This window comes from Paenibacillus puerhi (genome assembly GCF_009846885.1).
In the GTDB taxonomy this organism is placed as follows: domain Bacteria; phylum Bacillota; class Bacilli; order Paenibacillales; family NBRC-103111; genus Paenibacillus_G; species Paenibacillus_G puerhi.
Genome location: NZ_WUWM01000032.1, coordinates 51955 through 70247, shown reverse-complemented (window position 1 = coordinate 70247; position 18293 = coordinate 51955). Strand labels below are relative to the sequence as shown.

Sequence of the window (18293 nt, the reverse complement as noted above, 5' to 3'; positions counted from 1 at the left end):
TGTTTCGTCACTCCATCTGCAAGGTTTTTGAGCGTTTTGCCACGTTTTCCTTGCAGATATATTCGACGGAAATGCCCGGTAACCCTTGTGAAATATGGATTTATTCGCATTCAGCAAGCCCTATTTAAGCTCTTATCAAAATAAGGATCGGTAAATACGACTTCTTTTCCCAGTTTACCATTCTGATACCATTCCCACTGTGGGTAGTTATACTCATTAGACGCATATTCGTCTGTATATACGATAGTATTTCCGTCTTTATACGCATAGGGAGCAAAATATTTCACCCCACTATCATACCGATAGGGCTCATAATAAACGCCCACGCCAAGCGTATCTCTATTCAGAGACGGTATGTTGAGCAATAACTCCTTGTATCCTTCCTTCGACAATTGCTGTCCCGATGTTTCGATCATTCGTGCTACGGTTTGTGGGATGCGTACGTGGGAAGACAGTTTATTTCGAATATTTTGGACGGTCGCATCCATTTGGTTGGCCATCTTGTGTTCAATCTCTGTAGTAATTGTATCTTTAGAGAAGGAATAGCTCACCCAGCATAAGATAATCATGGAAACTAATAAGGCGGGCAAAATGTAAACGAGGAATTTAGTCTGGATCCGCTTGAAGGAAAACCTGGGTAGTCTGAATATCCATTTTAATTTACTCTTGTTTGCCATCTCAATCCCTCCGCATCAACAGTTTGCTTGAAGTAAATCTACATGAGGCTTTCGTACTTCAGCATCAGGTAAACGGTAATTCTTTTAGCTAAATCACACCTCCCTTCAAAATAGTACCTCACATCAAGGAATATCTTCATCATACACTATCGGTTGCATGGCATATGTAAAACAATCATAAATAGTTGGAAAATCATCGATTCGGACCATTAGCTGGGTACGCTGAACAGAAAAAGCTCCCTTCACAGCAGCAGGCTTTGGAGCCTTTCTGCTAGAAAAGGAGCTTTTCTTCATCGTCGTGACATAAAGGGAGCTGTCCTATGCGTATGATTTACTGTTTAGACCAAGCGCCTGTGCGGTCGAAGTATGAATTTCCTCGATAAGCTTGGGGTTACTCAATAGGGACATGTTATAAGAAGGAATCATTTCTTTTAACTTCGGTTCCCACGCCTTTATATGCTGCGGGAAGCATTTTCTTATGACCTCAAGCATGACCGAAACCGCAGTCGAAGCACCTGGAGAAGCACCGAGCAACGCAGCTATCGACCCATCAGCCGCATTAATGACTTCCGTACCGAATTGAAGCGTTCCTTTGCCGGCAGGCGTATTTTTGATAACCTGAACACGCTGGCCCGCTACCACCAGCTCCCAATCCTCGCTCTTGGCATTCGGAATAAACTCCCGTAAAGCCTCCATGCGCTGTTCTTTTGTTAACATAACCTGCTGGATCAGGTACTTCGTCAGTGGAACGTTTTTTACCCCTGCCGCGAGCATAGTTACCTGGTTATGCGGCTTTACGGAGGTTATCAGATCAAACATGGAGCCTAATTTTAAAAACTTGGGCGAGAACCCGGCAAACGGTCCAAAGAACAACATTTCTTTATTCTCGATAAATCGTTTGTCCAGATGCGGAACAGACATCGGTGGAGCACCGACTGGAGCTTGACCGTATACCTTGGCATGATGCTGCGCTACAATCTCCGGCTTCTTACACACCATGAACAGTCCGCTTACCGGAAATCCTCCGATACCCTTTCCTTCAGGAATACCGGATTTTTGCAGTAAATGCAGGCTTCCTCCCCCGCCGCCGATAAAGACGAATTTCGCCGTATGGCGTTCGACAGTACCGCTGTCGACATTCCGCACTTTCAATTCCCATAAGCCGTCACGAGTACGTTTTACATCATCCACATTATGTTTAAATCTGATATCGACGTCTTTACTCTTCAAGTGGTCGAACAAGATGCGCGTTAAAGCGCCAAAGTTAACATCCGTACCGGATTCGATTCTTGTTGCCGCTATCGGCTCTTTCACTGTCCGGTCTTTCATAATAAGCGGGATCCATTCCATCAGTTTCTCCGGGTCGTCGGAAAATTCCATCCCTTGAAACAGCGGATTGTTAGACATCGCTTCAAAACGCTTTTTTAAGAAGTTTACATTTTGTTTTCCTTGGACAAAACTCATATGAGGCAATGGCGCGATAAAGTCGCGCGGATTGTGTATCAGCTTGCTGTCTACCAGATAAGACCAAAACTGCTTGGAAACCTGATACTCTTCGTTCACTTTTATAGCTTTGCTAATATCTACGGATCCGTCCGGTTTTTCGACGGTGTAGTTAAGCTCGCACAGCGAGGCATGCCCCGTTCCCGCATTATTCCATTCGTTAGAGCTTTCTTCCCCAGCGCTTGCGAGCCTCTCAAACACCGTAATGTTCCAGTCCGGCACTAATTCCTTCAGCATGGAACCCAACGTCGCACTCATGATTCCGGCACCAATTAAGATAACGTCTGTTTGCGTTTGTCTGTTACTCATGTTTACCGTCCTTATACCGTAAAATTTGCAAAAAGGATGTAGGTGTTCCTGATTAGGAGTCACACCAAACGAGGGCGCGACTTTGTCACTCACCCTTTTCTGGATCAAGCATCACCTGATCTTAGTGTATCAATATTATTAACAGATTAATATATATATTTACTATAATAAGATAGTTATCGGTTATTTAAAAGCCGGTAAATATCGGGTGGGCCATACTTTTACAGGAAAAAGTAAAAAGTCCGTCTGCCAGGTTTCAGTAATCCACCGACATCTTTAGAAATTCCGACAGCTCCTTGAGTGTGATCCACTCGTCGAGTCGAAACTCATCCAACAAGGTCCTCTACTATAATACAACAAAACGTTTCAATAAAAAAACTTTTCTCCTAATGACCAACCGCAAGTCGCACGTGATTCACGAGTTTCGTCAACGGCAGATAGGATGCTGCTGAACTCATTTTCCTGCGAACATACATCTTTTAGAACAGAAAATGAAGAACATCAGATACGTACCTACAAATATGCAGGCTTGGTCTGCACAAAAGGCCCCTTTTTTTCATTTTCAGGAAAAATGGATGCATATTCGCAGAAGTTCAGCTCTATAGGAAGGGGGAGTGGTAAAGTTCCTGTATATTTGCAGACTTTTCCGCCCCACCCTATCCTTCCACTTCATACTTGACTGATGTTATGTCTCGATCCATGTAACTAGCTTTACGTAGCCAAGGGCCCTGTACAGAAGGGAACTCGCCAGCAAAGGCCATCCTTGGCGGATGGCCTTATCTGATCTAACGGGGAGCGGTCATCCCGTATCTGCATTCTGTCATCCGGGCCGATCAAGCCAGAGGATTATTATCCGAGAACAAATCCGGATTGGCCTTGAGCATTTCCGTTATGACTTCCGACACCGCTGCCGCGTCACAAACCCTTACAACAGCTTCGCCAAGCTGTCCCTTATACATCGCCCCGGCATCTTCAAGAACCTGATCCACTTTCCAAAAGTGCTGCGACCATGACAACCCGCAATGCCTGCGGGAAGGGACGGCGATCTCCGTTCCGTCGGATAATACCGTGTAGAGCTGCTCATGGCCATCCGTCATCCGGCCCGGGATGTCCACCCACTCTTCCACTCCATGAATAAAGGTGTTGCGCCTCAAATCTACCCCGACTAACAAGATGGTCGCCTTGCGGTCGAGCAGCTTTCCCCAAGCGGAGCCTCTGGCGCAAGGAGTGTCGAATCGGTGATCGCCGCTTGTAAACTCTACCGCGTCCCGTCCCAACGCAGCCACCGAATGGGTGGGATGCCAAGATCTTACCACACCGGGCCGCTGCCGAAAAAGCTCGGTCAATATTCCGATGCAGGTAGGTGAACGATCGACGTAAAATCTCGGATTGTCCGCGTTTATATAGGACCACGTATGGGTGGGAAATACGAGCAAGCCGTCCTTCATATACTCCGTAAACGCATCCAGAACCGTGTCCGCGCCACCCTCGACCGGCCCCATGCTTTTTAACGAAGAATGGATCAACAATGTCCCTTCGCGGTCAATACCCAGTTGCTTTAATTGCTCTATCAGACTCTCTTTCGTGTGCATGCTTTTCGCCCTCCCAATCGATCCCGCTTCATGTTTATAATCTCGCAATCCACCATACATGAATAGCCGCGCATAAACAAGGTGATCCCGTTAAAATAAATCAAACATACGCGAAGCCTAGGGCCAAGCGCAGCGAAGTAATTTTCGGCCAAGTATTTGTGTGTTATCTTTGGCATAGATTGATGAAAAGGAGTTGGTTTCAAATGAAGCAGCCCTGGCACAAACAGCTGGATGGACTCGTTCACTCTTCCATTGATCATACAAACATATTTGGGACGGTTCTGAGAATCGAGTCTGGAGATAAGCAGTTAGTATGGACCGGAGCGGCGGGCAATATGAATGCTGACAGCCAATTCTTTATCGCGAGCACGACCAAGCTTTACATAACCGCCTCGCTATTGAAGCTTAGAGAGCTGAATAAAATCCAGTTAACCGACAAGATAAGCCTTTACCTGGACAAGGAGATTCTCACTGGCATCCATTACTACCGAGGAACTGACTATTCCTATGACCTTACGATCAAGCAATTGATGGCACATACTTCGGGTCTTCCCGATTACTTTCAACAAGTCCGAGAACATGGCAGGAAGCTTCAGGATGACATTACTGCCGGACACGATCAGGCTTGGTCGTTTGACAAGGTGATGGAGGACGCAAAGCAAATGAAGCCACACTTCCCACCGGGTAAAAAAGGTAAGGCTTTATATTCCGACACCAACTACCAATTGCTTGGTAAGATTATAGAAATCGTCATGCAAGATAAGCTAGAACATGTGTTTCAGCAGTTTATCTATGAACCCTTGGCCTTATCCAGAACCTACCTATATACGAACAACCCCGATCAAGCTCCACAGCCTCTATACTTTAAGAAACGTCCCTTGCATATACCTCAGGCCATGGCCTCCTTCGGTCCGGATGGGGGAATCGTCTCGACTGCCGAGGAACTGATGCGTTTCCTAAGGGCCTTTTTTGAAGGCACATTATTTCCTAAAGAATACGTGATCGAGCTGTACGCTTGGAACAAAATCTTTTTCCCATTACAGTACGGCATCGGGATCGCAAGATTCAAACTTCCGAGGGTTTTCTCACCGTTCAAATCACTTCCGGAGTTGATCGGACATTCCGGTTTATCGGGAGCTTTTGCGTATTATTGCCCGGAGAGAGACTTGTATTTGACCGGTACGGTCAATCAAATATCCAAGCCGAGCTCGTCCTATAAGCTGATGATTCGGGTACTGAATACGTTAACTTAACTTCGGACACCTATATATAACAAGAACGTGCGCTTATTTGTGCTACGGTTCACCGTTCGTTGTCTATAACGGCAAGTTTTAGGGCCATCCTTTGCGGGATGGCCCTTTCTAAATACACTATCCCATCTCTTCTTGATCCTTCTGGTCTATCTCTTCCGTCTCTTTCCGTAAATATGCGCCATGCTCCTGTGTCCACGTCCACATGGCGGCAAAAATCGGTTGCAAAGCTTGCCCGCCTTCCGTGAGCTCGTACTCGACATGCAGCGGTACACCAGGGTAGAGAGTACGTGTGATGATGCGCTTCTCCTCTAACAGTCGCAAGCGGTCCGTCAGCGTTTTCGGGCTAATAGGCTGCAATCTTCGGCGCAATTCCCCGAATCGTCGGGTTCCGTTAAATAATTCGAATAAGAGCAAAAGCGTCCATTTGCCGTCTAGAATTTCCAGGATCGGTTCAACGGTACCAGGGCAAGTTCGATCCATCATCGCGACCACTCCGTAGTTCAAATTTTGAAACTATTGCACTTAAATGTAACTACTTTCCAAATGTACCACGAGTCGATTATGATGTGAAGCAGGAAGTGAATCGATTATGAGGAGGAGAAACAAATGAAAACCATCTTATGGGCAACTCTAACCGCAAATGGCAATTATGCACAGACCAGCACCGATAACCCGCCGAAAAGGGAAGCATTGGACGACTTCGCCGCACAAGCAAAAGCTGCTGGTAATTTCATAGTCGGACGCAGGACGTTTGAGGAAATGACTGACCCGAGCAGAGTGTCCCAAGAGGAACAGTCCAACTCGGGCGGTCCTTTTGCAGGGTTGGACATCGTGATGATATCGAGAAACATCGCTGCCATCCCCGGCTTAACGGTGGTAAAATCGCCTCAAGAAGCCCTGAGCTATCTTCAGCAAAAGGGACACCAAACTGCTCTTATCAGCGGTGGTGCGGAGATTCACAACTCGTTTCTAGAACAAGGACTTGTAGACGAAGTGATTTTTAATCTGGCGCCTGTAATGGAAGGTAAAGGGTTAAATTTATTAATCAACAAAGATAACTACCGATTTGAGCCTGTACAATTGCTGGACTGCCGACCTCTTGGCGGCGGCGTCGTTCAACTGCACTATGCGATCGACCGATAAAGGCGTACTACCTTCACAAACGTTAACAGTAGTAATCGAGTAGGAGAGGGCGCACATTGGTAAGCTTTATTTTACACTGCACCTACCAAAAAACGTATTGGAATTCATTTTCGGCAAAGAGTGTTTTAGCATAAAAAAACAAACCCTTGTGCTATGATATGTTAGAGGTGATAGCAGAGGAGAAAGTATACCGCTAAGAGCCAATCTAATTCAGGCCCACAATATATAAATACATTAGAAGAAGGTTACCAATTGCCGCTTGATGGATTAGATCAAGATTCAATTTATGAAGTTTCAACCGGAGAAGATATCCTGGAGGAGCTTTGAAAGAATGGTGGGGTAGAAAGATGAACATAAGATTATATACAGAAAATGATTTAGACAGGATGATAGAGATCTGGTTTGATGGATCAAAGTTGGCACATAATTTCATACAGGAAGATTACTGGAAATCAAATCAGACTGCAATGAAAGAGACTTACCTCCCTATGTCTCGGTCGCACGTTCTTGAAGTGGATGGCATTATGGTTGGATTTATATCATTAATTGATGACTACTTAGCAGCTTTGTTTGTAAGTCCTCATGAGCAAGGCAAGGGATATGGAAAGATACTTCTGGATTATGTAAAAGATCAGAAAGAAAGTATGAGTCTACAGGTTTATCAAGAAAACGAAAGAGCGATCAGATTTTATGAAAAAAACGGATTTATTGTCTCAGATGAATCAATTGATGAGAAAACCTCTGCAAAAGAATTTGTTATGACATGGAGAAAACCGCGGTGAGTAAATAAAAGAGCATAATCTTGGTATTTTTTTATACATCATACTCGTGAACCCTTATCTAGGCCCCTTTTTCGAGGGGTCATTTTATTTTCAGGAAGAAAACAAGGATAAGGATCATCAAGACACAACAGGACTTTGACGTCCTGCGCCGTGCCAGAACACTTGCCTCAAGAATCAATAAAGTGAATGATTATATTCATAATGGACACAGAATTAACTACTCCGCTTTACCATTATTCGTGGTACGGTTCTCCGCGCTGTCTGTACCGGCAAAACCGAACCGGCCCATCGGGAAACGCGGTAGTAGGGCTTTCTTCACCTCTTCAAGCATTAGTCTATATAGATACAGTGTTCATGCAGATGTGGCGATAGCGGATATCTGCTGATACAATAGAATTACTTCGGCATTTTGCATAAATAGATCAATAAGGTCTATCCTATCCATAGCATGTCACCAACAATGAGTGAAATCGAATTATGCAAAATGCTCGCTTGAAAACAGTGAGGTGAGTGCTTTATGATACCGGAAAAGTATACGCCAACGGCAACGCCAAAGTGGCTGGGCTTCGCGCTTCAATCGCTCGTGTTTATGTCCGGACAACAAAAGGAGCACTGTGCCAGCAACGAAATTGCTGAAAATGTCTGCAGTGAGGCTACATTAACACGCCGTGTTCTTTCCCGCTTGGTCAAGGCGGGAATCGTCGAGGCAAGAGAAGGTCGGGATGGCGGCTATGCACTAAGCCGGAAGCCTGAGGATATTTCGTTTGCCGATGTATACCGGGCGATTCAGATGGTAGAGCCATTGTATACAGGCCTGCTGGACACAACAAAAGACGGTCCTTTTGCCCAGGAAGCACGAGAAATGTTCACCGAGATCATCAATGAATCGGAGCGGCAGCTCATTCAAGTACTGGAGCGGCATACGATTGCTGATCTGATTCTTAAGATCAATCAGGAAAAATAATTCAGCGCCAATTAGGAAAAGTTTTAATTGTGATTTACAACGTCACAGTTATGGAGTATACTGTGATTTGAAATATCACATTTTTTTGATTTTTACTGTGATTTAATAACGCACAGTTAAGGAGGGAGTACTTTGCAAAAGGAGCAATCGTTACTCTGGACAGCACCATCAGGAAAGTAACTTTACTCAAGGCTTTGCCGCGGCTTGCGCTTGATCCTTCAGAAGCAAGTATCGAATCAAAAATGAGCTAGATCGGGAAAGGGGTTATTTGTTATGCAGACAGCGACACAACAACAACAAAACAGCACAATTACATTAGGAAGAACATTGCTTATGGGCTCTGCAGCGGGCGTGATTTCTGCAATTGCAGCTAATTTGTTGGCATGGGTGATTATGTCGATCAACGACTATGAGTTTGTGATGTTAAACGGATTTTCTATTACCTTATCGGCCTTTTTCGCCAATTTAATTGGAGCAGTTATATTCCGCTTCTTGCGTAAGCGGAGTTCACGGGCAGTCATCTATTATGCAATTCTAAGTTTACTTATGGCTGTGCTGATGTCGCTTAATACATCCGCTAACCCAATGGAACCGAACATTGAAACCGTCGCCAATCCGCTGCATTATGCAGTAGCGATTCTGTCACTGGTGTTAATCCCGTTCTTAATGAATCGCAAATAATAGAAGTTTGAGTTAAAGGAAATTCCAAACAAAATTTCAACAAAATAAAGTGCTTTTTTAGACAGCCCCTTCCACCGACTCGGCGGCGGAGGCTTCTGCTTTGTCCAAGCAAAAGCCTCTAGTTACCCCATCCAGTACAACTCAACGATCATAGAGCAAACGCATAGACTCTATTTTGTGATGCATGTACGCCCTTGCTTCAGCAGGCCCCACTATTTTGACTTCACTCCCCCATTGCCAGATCAAGTCCACGTAGAAATTCATGTCCTGTGCCGCTATCTCAATGGTTAGTGCTCCGCTGCCATCCTCGTTGTGCCGTATGAACGTACCAAAACGAGGGTTGGATTCCAGCAGCCACACTCCTTTATTCGTCATCTCCAGTTCGAGAGTGATCTGTTCCAGATCATCCTTATTAGGTTTATCCAGTAAGGACTTCTGGCTTATTTCCGCCCGGCAAGGAATGGCTCTGTTGAGCTCAGCGGAGAGGATCCGATCGGCCCTGAACTGCCTAATGTCCTCTCTAGTGAAGCAGTACGCGGGACAATACCAATAACCGGAAGCGGCATAAAGGCCGATCGGCTGAATGTTGCGCTCCGATATTCCGCTGCTGGATTTATACTCGATGGTGACTACACTGCAGATCATGATGGCTTGCAGGAGAGTTTGAAGAATCTCCGCAGACATCAATCGATACGGGCTCCAGAACATGATCTTGTTTTTTAGCCGGTCAATCTGTTCTCTCACATCTGCAGGCAAGTAATGATAAAACTTATGAAGTGCTGAGTCGGCCCCCTCGCCAAAGGGCAAGGAGCTGAAATAATCCATCGTCTGACATGCAAAAAACATAGCGAGTGCTTCACCTTCGGTAAAGCTGATCGGTGGCAGAAGTCTCTCTTGGAGCAGCCTGTAGCCTCCTCCTCTTCCCTGAATGGAATAAACCGGAACACCAAGCTCGCTTAGCTCTTGCAAATCCCTCGTAATCGTTCGGGTGGATAGGCCGAATTCATCGGCCAGCTCTCTAACAGTAAAGGATTGTTTGGCGTTGATCCTCATGATTAATTGGATGAGACGCTGTGACTTTTGCAATGGAAGACCTCGTTCCCCGATATTTTATTTCATTTTACCGTATAAATAAGACAGGAATTGTCTTGTTTAAGTGATACCATTATCTTAAAAGTAATCTGAATAGACAATCAACAGGGGGCACGATCCGTATGCCAAAGTATTCGCAAGAAAAAATAGGCTTTGTCTTTCTCAATGGAGCAGGCTTGGAAGGCCAAATTTGGAATAAAGTTGTGGAGGAATTCGATCATCCTTGTTTACTTGTTGAGTTTCCTTCGAGGAATAGCTCATTCAATTCCAGGCGTGGCCTTTCTTTGGAGGATTATGTGACGCATATGAAAAGACAAGTGGATGAATGGGGGATTCACAAAATTATAATTGTAGCGCATTCCCTTGGCGGCATTCTTGCTCTTAAACTAGCATCCGGACTGACTGATCGGCTGGCGGGTATTGTCGCTGTAGGGGCAGCGATTCCGAAGAATGGCGGTTCCTTCCTATCCACTCTGCCTCTTCCCCAGAGGCTCATAATGCCAGTTATCCTGCGAATATTAGGTACGAAACCGCCCGAGTCTGCCCTCCGTACGGGATTATGCAACGATCTCTCACCGGATCAAGCTACAAAGATCGTAAATGACTTCATTCCCGAGGCGGTACGTGTGTATACAGATCGAATCAACGTATCCGTTCCAGATGTACCCAAGCTTTACGTGAAGCTAACCAACGACAAACAGCTCAGTCTTTCTTTACAAGATAAAATGATCTCAAACTTTTCCCCGCAATCCGTTCAAAGCTTGGAAACCGGACATTTACCGATGATTAGCAACCCGGAAGGTCTGAGATCGATACTGGAAAATTTCTTATCTATCGTTAGCCGAAACGTAACAGGACGTCCTCACAAGAACTCACTGGTATAATTCAGACTTTTTATGTATAATTCAGGAAGGAACTTCATTCTATAACATAAGGGCTATGCTTTTCTGGCGAGCAGCCAGTAACAACCCCGCTCATGCAGCGGGGTTGTTTTTTTATGTTGTCATATCGGGAGGGGATCACATGCAGGAGCAAACAAAACAGCCGCGAATGATTTTAACGAAGCAGGACCTCATCGAACAGCTCGGACGGTGCGGGGTGTCAGCAGGGCAGACCTTACTCGTCCATACTTCTTTGAAAAGCCTCGGTTATGTCGTAGGCGGAGCGGAAACGTTCATCCGCGCGCTGCTCACGCTCGTTGGAGAGCAAGGGACCGTGATGATGCCGGCGCAAACGTGGAAAAATCTTGATCCGACGACCGGCGTTCACTGGGATGCGGAAGAGGCTTGGTGGCCGATTATCCGGGAGCAATGGCCCGCTTACGATAAGGCGGTCACCCCAGCGATCGGGATGGGGGTTGTCGCCGAGATGCTCCGCACATGGCCGGGAGCGAGGCGCTCCGACCATCCGGCGCGGTCTTTCGCGGCCGTCGGCAAGCATGCGGACTATTTGACGGAAAGCCATGATTTAAGTCAGATTTTTGGCCAAGGCTCCCCTCTCGGCAAGCTGTACGAGCTGGATGGCTATGTACTGCTCATCGGTGTCGGGCATGACAAGAACACTTCGCTTCATCTCGCAGAGACCAGGGCTGATTTTCCCGGAAAGACATATGCGGAAGAAAGCAGCGCCATGATCATTGACGGCGAGCGTAGGTGGGTGACCTATTCGACGCAAGTGGTCGACGATGGGGATTTTGTCCGGCTGGGCGCCGAATTCGAGCAGGAGCATCGTATCGCCGTACATCAGGTAGGGAACGCGTTTGTCAGGTTGATCCGCCAAAGACAGCTGGTTGACTGGGCAGCCACATGGATGGAGCATAACCGGGTGTAAGAACAGGCAAACGCCTGCAACGGCAAGTTTTAGGGCCATTCATAGGATGGCCTTTCTTTTTTCTCGCTTTATTCCACTATCGTACCCTTTAGCGGAACATCTAAAGATGATCCTTATGGAAAAGCTTAATGTATTCATCCTTCGTTAACCCGTACAAAATAGAATCATGATATCTCCCATTCGTGTAGAACACTTGACGTCGAACCCCCTCTTGAACGCATCCAACCTTTTTGAGCATGGCAGCAGACGCCTCGTTCCCTTCAATCACGTAATCATTGAACTTATTGAGTCTTCGCTCGAAGAAAGCATACTTCAATAGGATATGTACAGCCCTGGTCCCGTAACCCTTCCCCCGGTGATCTCTGTCGATTTGAATTCCGATGCTGAATGTACCGTTTCTTTCGTCAATGCTGTTCAGATTAACTCCACCCACATTTTCACCGTCCAGATTCTCGATGGTAAACATGAGACGGTTCGATGAAAAGTCGGAAAACCTTTCCGCAAAAGTTTTTGCTTCCGAAATTGTAGGCGGTAATTCAACGCAACACTCTACAAGCCGGCGGGCTGGCGTATCAAATCGATTGATGTAATGACTTTCCCAGTCCTCTGGCTGTATTGCCCGCAATCTTATTGCTTCGCCCTGCCAAAAATAGGAACTGTAATCTATTTCGCGCATCTTGTCATCTTCCCCCATCTTCAGCATTCAACCGTCAAAACGACGGTTCAGGGTCAAGCGTCCGCATTCTCCCGTGATTGATGTAGAGTTTGCTTACGCCTGCCTCCTTCAAGTGGCGCATACTCGTACAACAAGTTAGTGACCAACCCACGCTTCTGGTGCGAAGGGGCCGTCTCGAACGGTTCGATAATGGCAATATTGTTATGATTGTCAAGCCAGACATTCGCGAATCCGACGACTTGATTCGTCCTCATTTACTACGACCAAACCCCATGGTTTTCTTGTCTATTTTCGCGTATCGGAATTAAGATTTATAATTAGCTCTAAAATCCTGAATAACTAACCATTTTCTTCCAATCTAAATATCAAAGCAGAATAAACTTCGTCGTTTAATAATGAATCACTACTTATAACCCTGTAACACGCAATCAGGTCCTGCTTTGCCTTTATAATCATATATATAAGATCTTTTTGAAATAGTTTCTGACACTCTGGGAACATAACAATCTGTTCTAAAGTCAATACAGCAAAAGTAATCCCCATAATAGAAGCAACAAGAGATCCGTCCACTTCTTCGAACGGATTACTTACCTTAAAATAACTTTGAGCCGTCAAAACATCTAAATGAACATACTTTGAAGATACACGAAAGAATAGATCATATAGTTCTTTATCGCACTTATATTTACTTTTTCCAGCCAAATTACTTATGTATATCCTTTTAGAACTATTTAGAATATAATTTTCAAAGAAGTTATTATCGGAATTAAGCCGTGCCATATATAAATAACTTTCGAATATGAACCGTGAAGTCGCAAGTATGTTCTCTTCTAGATCATAATCTTTTAATTGCTTGATCGATTCTAAATTTTTTAACGTCTTAATCGCACACAGGCCACCATAATCTAGTTTAGAAGTGACAATATAATTTAAGAAATCCTGTTTCCCTTCGAGATGCACTTTTATAAAATAATTGAATGAGTACTCTAAAGCGGTCATTAGCCCGTTATACTTATCGAGAAGAAAGCCATTTGCAAACTGAACATACTGCAATACGTTTACTTCATTAGAAACCGATTCACTCATATATTCTCTGTACTTATTTACAAACGTATTAAATTCTTCGATGTATCCATCAGGCATTTTATTAATATTTTTATCAGAAGGTAACAAACCAGTTTTCGTATACGCATAAATATATTCTTCCTTAACACCTACTTCCCTCATTGCTCTGATAATCTCAATATCAAAATTAGACTCATCATTAAAAATTCCCCAGAATATATGGTCATTTTCACTTGGATCTCTTCCATATAAATTTTTAAACAATATCCTCATTGTTTCTAGTTCATTTGCAATCTCGGCTTCTATGACTTCTTCTTTAAAAAGCTGCCCGTTTTCTGTGTACCAAACTATATCTTTCTTTTTACAACAATTCCGATATGTTTGATTTGAACCACATGGGCATTTTTCATGCCCTTTAACCTTTTGTCGACCAGTCTTCGCACTACTCAAAATATCATCTCCTTAACAATAAGTTCGTGATAGATCAAGATTATTGAATTATCTCACGTAACTTAGTAACTGAAGAGGGTGAATGTATTACAAAACTATAATATTACAATTCAATCATAATAATTGGTGCGCGAAGGTGGAAATGAAACATTACATCCGCGATTAGTGATATTTAAAAAACTTGCCGTTACTTGTGGTAAGGTTCACCCCGATCCATCTACATGAAGTTTCCTACTTCAAACGTTGTTTATACCCTCTACAAACTTTTTCGCAGCATGGGATAACGGTACATTTTTCAAATAGCATACGCCAATATGTCTTTTTGGGATGTTTTCTTCTAGTCTCATCTCGTATAAATCTTCTCTTTCCAGATAATCCTGCGAAAATTCTTTGATGACACATGAAATGCCTAAGTTGATTTTTGTAAATTCTAAAACCAAATCATGAGAACCAAGCTCAAACACCGGTGAGATATGAAAGCCTCTCTTTTTAAAGAAATTCTCCACAAACATACGGGAGTTCGATTTTTTTTCTAAAAAAATGAGCGGCATTCCCATTAAATCCTCTAGACGAACCGGCTCTTCCGTTAAATGCTTATATTTGTCCCCGCAAACAAAAATATCCTGAATCTCCTTACAGGGTATGACTTGAAGGTTTTCCTCCTGGATGGGCAGATTGCATATACCAACGTCTGCCTTTCCGGATTTAATAAACTCACAGATCTCGATTGTTGTTCCATTTATGATATTTAATTTGATCCCCGGGTAGGCGATGTGGAATTCCTCCAAATAAGGCAATAAAAAATAGCGGGAGATCGTATCTCCAACCCCGATACGCAATTGTCCCGTCATCAAGGTTTTGAATTCCACTATCTTATTTTCTGCGACATGAATAATTCCTAGAGCTGAGTTCACATGCTCGTTGAGCAGACTCCCTTCAACCGTCAATACGACGCCCTTGGAGGTCCGATAAAAAAGCTGGATTCCTAATTCCTTCTCGAGCTTCAAAATAGCCTGACTCACGGCAGATTGGGTCATGTAGAGCTCCTGGGCCGCTTTAGAAAAGCTCTTGTTGCGGCTAACGACGTTAAATATCCGATACAGATCCAATTTCCCAATCATATAAGTACTCCTTGTATGAGATATTATAAATATTAATTTTACTTATACCACTCTTTAAAGGTATAGTAACATAGGGAATATAATTAGTACTTACTTTCTATAAAGTATTACTCTTATTTGGAGGAGCGATCGTATTGGAAAGAGTAGTTGGAACCGTAGTACGCGGACTTCGTGGACCCATCATTAACCAGGGGGATAACATTGAAGACATCGTAGTGAATACGGTATTGCATGCAGCGAAAGTTGAAGGCTTTTCTATCGAGAATCGTGACATCGTAACGGTAACGGAATCCGTTGTAGCTCGTGCACAAGGAAACTATGCGACAATTGATGATATAGCTTCTGATATACAAGCAAAATTCGGTGAGGAAGCAGTGGGTGTCATTTTCCCCATTCTTAGCCGTAACCGGTTTGCGAACTGCCTGCGTGGTATTGCCAGAGGGGCGAAGCATGTCGTCTTAATGTTAAGCTATCCATCGGATGAAGTCGGCAACCACCTTGTAGACATCGACGAGCTGGATGCTAAGGGTATTAATCCATGGACGGATGTATTATCGGAAGCTGACTTCCGTAAGCATTTCGGTTATATCAAGCATCCCTTCACAGGCGTTGACTATATCGAATACTATAAAAGCTTAATCGAAGCCGAAGGTGTGACGTGCGAGGTTATCTTCTCCAACAATCCAAAAACTATTCTAGAATATACCAAGCATGTATTGACCTGCGATATTCACTCGCGTTTCCGTACCAAGCGTATCTTGACAAATCATGGCGCCAAGCGCGTATATGGCCTTGATGATATTCTCACAGCGTCCATCCATGGCAGCGGCTTTAACGAAGCCTATGGTCTGCTTGGATCAAATAAAGCAACGGAAGAAAGCGTAAAGCTATTCCCCAATAACTGTCAGCCCATCGTTGACGGTATTCAAGCTAAAATCAAAGAAGCGACAGGTAAAACCGTTGAAGTGATGATTTATGGCGACGGCGCCTTTAAAGACCCTGTGGGCAAAATTTGGGAGCTCGCGGATCCCGTGGTTTCCCCCGCTTACACGGCAGGACTTGATGGCACCCCTAATGAAGTGAAATTAAAGTACTTGGCCGATAACAACTTCTCTCATCTTCGCGGAGAAGAATTGAAGCAAGCGATCTCCGGATATATCCAGAATAAAAACGAAGATCTGGTCGGTGCGATGGAAGCGCAAGGGACTACCCCTCGCAGATTGACGGACCTGATCGGCTCCTTATCTGATTTGACTTCCGGGAGCGGAGACAAAGGAACACCTATGATCTATATTCAAGGTTACTTCGATAACTATACCAAATAAGCTTCGTGCCCAGAGGATGCCCCTTAGACCAGGGGCATCCTTTTTTCTTTCCTAGCAGCCGTTAGCATGTATTGATGTAAAGGGAGGAGACTATCCTATGGACGGCATGACTGTCTTTACCAATTTCAGGCCCATTTATATCTTATTTATCCTCATTCTAGCCACTTCATTGATTGTTATGGTTTCCCTGAAAAATTACGAAAAACTGATGAATGGATCGACTATAGTTGGTTTTTCCTTAGTGAGTTCAGCCGTATCTGCTTATTTGACTTATCAAATAGGTATTCTATCGGATGAATTGGCAATCGGCGGCGATCCTGTTTCCTTCCTTATGTTTATGGCAATCGTGTTCCTGTCGGCAGCTAATCTTCTGGTTTACCTTATTAAAAACATGAGGAACTGATAGACCATGCGTGGCATATCAAAAAAGGTACCCCTGGAGGTACCTTTTTCATCTTCACCTTTCTAGCGCGCCTCCATTAAGCATGGCCCGCCTTAGCTTGTTTGTTGCTGGGCGCAAACCACCCAAGAAGGGCAATCGCCACCAAGACAACATAAAAGACCAAGGTCCAGCCCGTGCTATGCGGGAAATGATGCTCTAAAAATCCAATATCCTCATGAGCAAGCGTAATCACAGCCAGCTTTACCCCAACCCAGGCTACGATCGCATAAGCCGTTGTTTCAAGAGCCGGACGTTGTCCAAGCAGCTTTACAAACCAAGTAGCTGCATACTTAATTAAGACCAGCCCAGCAATTCCGCCAAGCACCACTACAATAAATTGTCCTCCGTCCATACCGCCGAACTCGCCAAGCGGCGAATCTGGAAGTCCAAGTGCGAGCGCTACTGCAGCGAGAATGGAATCTATCGCAAAGGCGAGGTCTGCCAGAGCAATCTTGCCTACAGTGGGCCAGAAGCCTTTCCCCGCGGCCCCTTGCTTGTCGTCCTTGTGAACATTTTCATTCTTCTTACCGAAGCGTGCTTGGATGATGTGCTTTAAACCTAGGTATAGCAGATAAGCTGCTCCAATCGCCTGCACCTGCCAGACATTCGCGATAAAGGAAATCGCAAAAAGAGCGACGAAACGAAAAGCAAATGCCATAATGATTCCGTAGTTGATTGCTCTTTTCTTCTGGTCGTCCGGTAAATGTTTCGCAATGACGGCCAACACGAGTGCATTGTCAGCCGACAGCAATCCCTCCAGCCCGATAAGAATTAGTAATGCCCACGCATACTCCAGCCAGATTGACTCCACTGTAGCTCTCCTCTCTTTGATCATGACCCATACAAGCAGTAAACAATTACATATGCAAGTAATGTTTACCTGTCCATCCATGAGTATACCTAATAAATCGCCCATTACGCTATGTTTTTTCGAGCATCTTTCAGATGAGCGATCTCCCTCTTCTACAAACAAAAAACACAACCCTCTATCCTAGATAGGCTGTGTTTAGATAAGTTAGTTAGGATTCAATTCCTTTTATTCTATGAATAATTTTCCGTTCCTGCTCATGATTAATTTCTTCTATACGTTTATTCAGAAAAAACGCGTCTATCCAACCCCAAAGAAAAGAGCCAAAGAGCATGAGGATAAAGAACCACAACATGAAGAAATTAAACCCTTCCAAATCCGTGTATACCGTTAAAAGGATGATGGCGATACTTGGGATAATACCAGTCGCTAGCATTAGACTTGCGTACCAATAATCATTAGTATAAAATCGGTGTGCTCCAATGAAGTGCAACCCTGTCCAAAGACCCCAAGCCACTTCCTTTGATTTCATCTTTTTGAGTGACTCCGCCTCTAAAATTCCCAGCTCTTCCAGCGTTAA

General features: G+C 44.4%; 20 protein-coding genes. 9 read left to right on the top strand and 11 right to left on the bottom strand.

The window, feature by feature from the left end; translation table 11 throughout:
- Positions 1-110: 110 nt before the first annotated feature.
- The 3 genes from GSF01_RS23820 to GSF01_RS23810 all read right to left on the bottom strand — a co-directional run bounded on the left by GSF01_RS23820 (position 111) and on the right by GSF01_RS23810 (position 4081).
- A complete protein-coding gene (locus GSF01_RS23820) occupies positions 111-677 on the bottom strand; it encodes a cache domain-containing protein (RefSeq protein WP_159887776.1) in 567 nt (188 codons plus the stop codon).
- 318 nt (positions 678-995) lie between these two features.
- Positions 996-2489 (bottom strand): malate:quinone oxidoreductase, encoded by a 1494-nt coding sequence (locus GSF01_RS23815; protein ID WP_159887775.1) that lies wholly within the window; start codon positions 2487-2489, stop codon positions 996-998.
- Positions 2490-3322: 833 nt separating this feature from the next.
- The gene (locus GSF01_RS23810; protein ID WP_159887774.1) at positions 3323-4081 is read right to left on the bottom strand and encodes an AAC(3) family N-acetyltransferase; all 759 of its coding nucleotides are present in this window, start codon (positions 4079-4081) and stop codon (positions 3323-3325) included.
- 203 nt (positions 4082-4284) lie between these two features.
- Between GSF01_RS23810 and GSF01_RS23805 the strand changes: the two genes are divergently transcribed.
- The gene (locus tag GSF01_RS23805) at positions 4285-5334 is read left to right on the top strand and encodes a serine hydrolase domain-containing protein (RefSeq protein ID WP_159887773.1); all 1050 of its coding nucleotides are present in this window, start codon (positions 4285-4287) and stop codon (positions 5332-5334) included.
- Between the two features lie 117 nt (positions 5335-5451).
- Here the strand turns inward: GSF01_RS23805 and GSF01_RS23800 are convergent, their stop codons facing one another.
- Positions 5452-5817 (bottom strand): winged helix-turn-helix transcriptional regulator, encoded by a 366-nt coding sequence (locus GSF01_RS23800; RefSeq protein WP_159887772.1) that lies wholly within the window; start codon positions 5815-5817, stop codon positions 5452-5454.
- A gap of 123 nt (positions 5818-5940) precedes the next feature.
- On the opposite strand from GSF01_RS23800, the gene GSF01_RS23795 reads away from it, so the two are divergent.
- From GSF01_RS23795 to GSF01_RS23780, 4 genes are all read left to right on the top strand, one after another.
- Positions 5941-6477 carry a dihydrofolate reductase family protein gene (locus GSF01_RS23795; RefSeq protein WP_159887771.1) on the top strand — a complete coding sequence of 179 codons (537 nt, stop codon included), beginning with the start codon at positions 5941-5943 and terminating at the stop codon, positions 6475-6477.
- 323 nt (positions 6478-6800) lie between these two features.
- Entirely contained in the window at positions 6801-7259 is a 459-nt protein-coding gene (locus GSF01_RS23790; protein WP_235941708.1) for an N-acetyltransferase, read from the top strand.
- A gap of 517 nt (positions 7260-7776) precedes the next feature.
- A complete protein-coding gene (locus tag GSF01_RS23785; protein WP_159887770.1) occupies positions 7777-8223 on the top strand; it encodes an RrF2 family transcriptional regulator in 447 nt (148 codons plus the stop codon).
- Between the two features lie 273 nt (positions 8224-8496).
- On the top strand, positions 8497-8904 hold the full coding sequence (locus tag GSF01_RS23780; RefSeq protein ID WP_159887769.1) for a hypothetical protein: 408 nt from the start codon (positions 8497-8499) through the stop codon (positions 8902-8904).
- A 141-nt stretch (positions 8905-9045) separates the two neighbouring features.
- Here GSF01_RS23780 and GSF01_RS23775 read toward each other — a convergent pair whose 3' ends face one another.
- Positions 9046-9990, bottom strand: coding sequence for a helix-turn-helix transcriptional regulator (locus GSF01_RS23775; RefSeq protein WP_159887768.1), 945 nt, complete (start codon positions 9988-9990; stop codon positions 9046-9048).
- A 128-nt stretch (positions 9991-10118) separates the two neighbouring features.
- On the opposite strand from GSF01_RS23775, the gene GSF01_RS23770 reads away from it, so the two are divergent.
- Complete coding sequence (locus GSF01_RS23770) at positions 10119-10880, top strand: alpha/beta fold hydrolase (RefSeq protein WP_159887767.1); 762 nt, start codon at positions 10119-10121, stop codon at positions 10878-10880.
- A 139-nt stretch (positions 10881-11019) separates the two neighbouring features.
- Entirely contained in the window at positions 11020-11826 is an 807-nt protein-coding gene (locus GSF01_RS23765; RefSeq protein ID WP_159887766.1) for an aminoglycoside N(3)-acetyltransferase, read from the top strand.
- Positions 11827-11926: 100 nt separating this feature from the next.
- On the opposite strand, the gene GSF01_RS23760 is transcribed toward GSF01_RS23765, so the two are convergent.
- The 4 genes from GSF01_RS23760 to GSF01_RS23745 form a co-directional block, all read right to left on the bottom strand.
- Complete coding sequence (locus GSF01_RS23760) at positions 11927-12502, bottom strand: GNAT family N-acetyltransferase (protein WP_159887765.1); 576 nt, start codon at positions 12500-12502, stop codon at positions 11927-11929.
- Between the two features lie 53 nt (positions 12503-12555).
- The gene (locus GSF01_RS23755; protein WP_235941707.1) at positions 12556-12756 is read right to left on the bottom strand and encodes a GNAT family N-acetyltransferase; all 201 of its coding nucleotides are present in this window, start codon (positions 12754-12756) and stop codon (positions 12556-12558) included.
- Positions 12757-12841: 85 nt separating this feature from the next.
- A complete protein-coding gene (locus GSF01_RS23750) occupies positions 12842-14017 on the bottom strand; it encodes an SEC-C domain-containing protein (RefSeq protein ID WP_159887764.1) in 1176 nt (391 codons plus the stop codon).
- A 236-nt stretch (positions 14018-14253) separates the two neighbouring features.
- On the bottom strand, positions 14254-15138 hold the full coding sequence (locus GSF01_RS23745; protein ID WP_159887763.1) for a LysR family transcriptional regulator: 885 nt from the start codon (positions 15136-15138) through the stop codon (positions 14254-14256).
- 134 nt (positions 15139-15272) lie between these two features.
- Here GSF01_RS23745 and GSF01_RS23740 point away from each other — a divergent pair, with 134 nt between their 5' ends.
- Both GSF01_RS23740 and GSF01_RS23735 read left to right on the top strand, forming a co-directional pair.
- On the top strand, positions 15273-16463 hold the full coding sequence (locus GSF01_RS23740; RefSeq protein ID WP_159887762.1) for a coenzyme F420-0:L-glutamate ligase: 1191 nt from the start codon (positions 15273-15275) through the stop codon (positions 16461-16463).
- Between the two features lie 97 nt (positions 16464-16560).
- A complete protein-coding gene (locus GSF01_RS23735; protein WP_159887761.1) occupies positions 16561-16866 on the top strand; it encodes a hypothetical protein in 306 nt (101 codons plus the stop codon).
- 76 nt (positions 16867-16942) lie between these two features.
- Here GSF01_RS23735 and GSF01_RS23730 read toward each other — a convergent pair whose 3' ends face one another.
- Together GSF01_RS23730 and GSF01_RS23725 are read right to left on the bottom strand one after the other, a co-directional pair.
- A complete protein-coding gene (locus GSF01_RS23730; protein WP_159887760.1) occupies positions 16943-17716 on the bottom strand; it encodes a TerC family protein in 774 nt (257 codons plus the stop codon).
- Positions 17717-17924: 208 nt separating this feature from the next.
- Positions 17925-18245 carry an NINE protein gene (locus GSF01_RS23725; protein WP_159887759.1) on the bottom strand — a complete coding sequence of 107 codons (321 nt, stop codon included), beginning with the start codon at positions 18243-18245 and terminating at the stop codon, positions 17925-17927.
- Between the last annotated feature and the right edge of the window lie 48 nt (positions 18246-18293).

Excerpts from the sequence above, each read along its gene's own strand:
- GSF01_RS23820 (WP_159887776.1), bottom strand. The coding sequence starts at position 677 with ATGGCAAACAAGAGTAAATTAAAATGGATATTCAGACTACCCAGGTTT.
- GSF01_RS23815 (WP_159887775.1), bottom strand. The coding sequence starts at position 2,489 with ATGAGTAACAGACAAACGCAAACAGACGTTATCTTAATTGGTGCCGGA.
- GSF01_RS23810 (WP_159887774.1), bottom strand. The coding sequence starts at position 4,081 with ATGCACACGAAAGAGAGTCTGATAGAGCAATTAAAGCAACTGGGTATT.
- GSF01_RS23805 (WP_159887773.1), top strand. The coding sequence starts at position 4,285 with ATGAAGCAGCCCTGGCACAAACAGCTGGATGGACTCGTTCACTCTTCC.
- GSF01_RS23800 (WP_159887772.1), bottom strand. The coding sequence starts at position 5,817 with ATGATGGATCGAACTTGCCCTGGTACCGTTGAACCGATCCTGGAAATT.
- GSF01_RS23795 (WP_159887771.1), top strand. The coding sequence starts at position 5,941 with ATGAAAACCATCTTATGGGCAACTCTAACCGCAAATGGCAATTATGCA.
- GSF01_RS23785 (WP_159887770.1), top strand. The coding sequence starts at position 7,777 with ATGATACCGGAAAAGTATACGCCAACGGCAACGCCAAAGTGGCTGGGC.
- GSF01_RS23780 (WP_159887769.1), top strand. The coding sequence starts at position 8,497 with ATGCAGACAGCGACACAACAACAACAAAACAGCACAATTACATTAGGA.
- GSF01_RS23770 (WP_159887767.1), top strand. The coding sequence starts at position 10,119 with ATGCCAAAGTATTCGCAAGAAAAAATAGGCTTTGTCTTTCTCAATGGA.
- GSF01_RS23765 (WP_159887766.1), top strand. The coding sequence starts at position 11,020 with ATGCAGGAGCAAACAAAACAGCCGCGAATGATTTTAACGAAGCAGGAC.
- GSF01_RS23760 (WP_159887765.1), bottom strand. The coding sequence starts at position 12,502 with ATGCGCGAAATAGATTACAGTTCCTATTTTTGGCAGGGCGAAGCAATA.
- GSF01_RS23755 (WP_235941707.1), bottom strand. The coding sequence starts at position 12,756 with ATGAGGACGAATCAAGTCGTCGGATTCGCGAATGTCTGGCTTGACAAT.
- GSF01_RS23745 (WP_159887763.1), bottom strand. The coding sequence starts at position 15,138 with ATGATTGGGAAATTGGATCTGTATCGGATATTTAACGTCGTTAGCCGC.
- GSF01_RS23735 (WP_159887761.1), top strand. The coding sequence starts at position 16,561 with ATGGACGGCATGACTGTCTTTACCAATTTCAGGCCCATTTATATCTTA.
- GSF01_RS23725 (WP_159887759.1), bottom strand. The coding sequence starts at position 18,245 with ATGAAATCAAAGGAAGTGGCTTGGGGTCTTTGGACAGGGTTGCACTTC.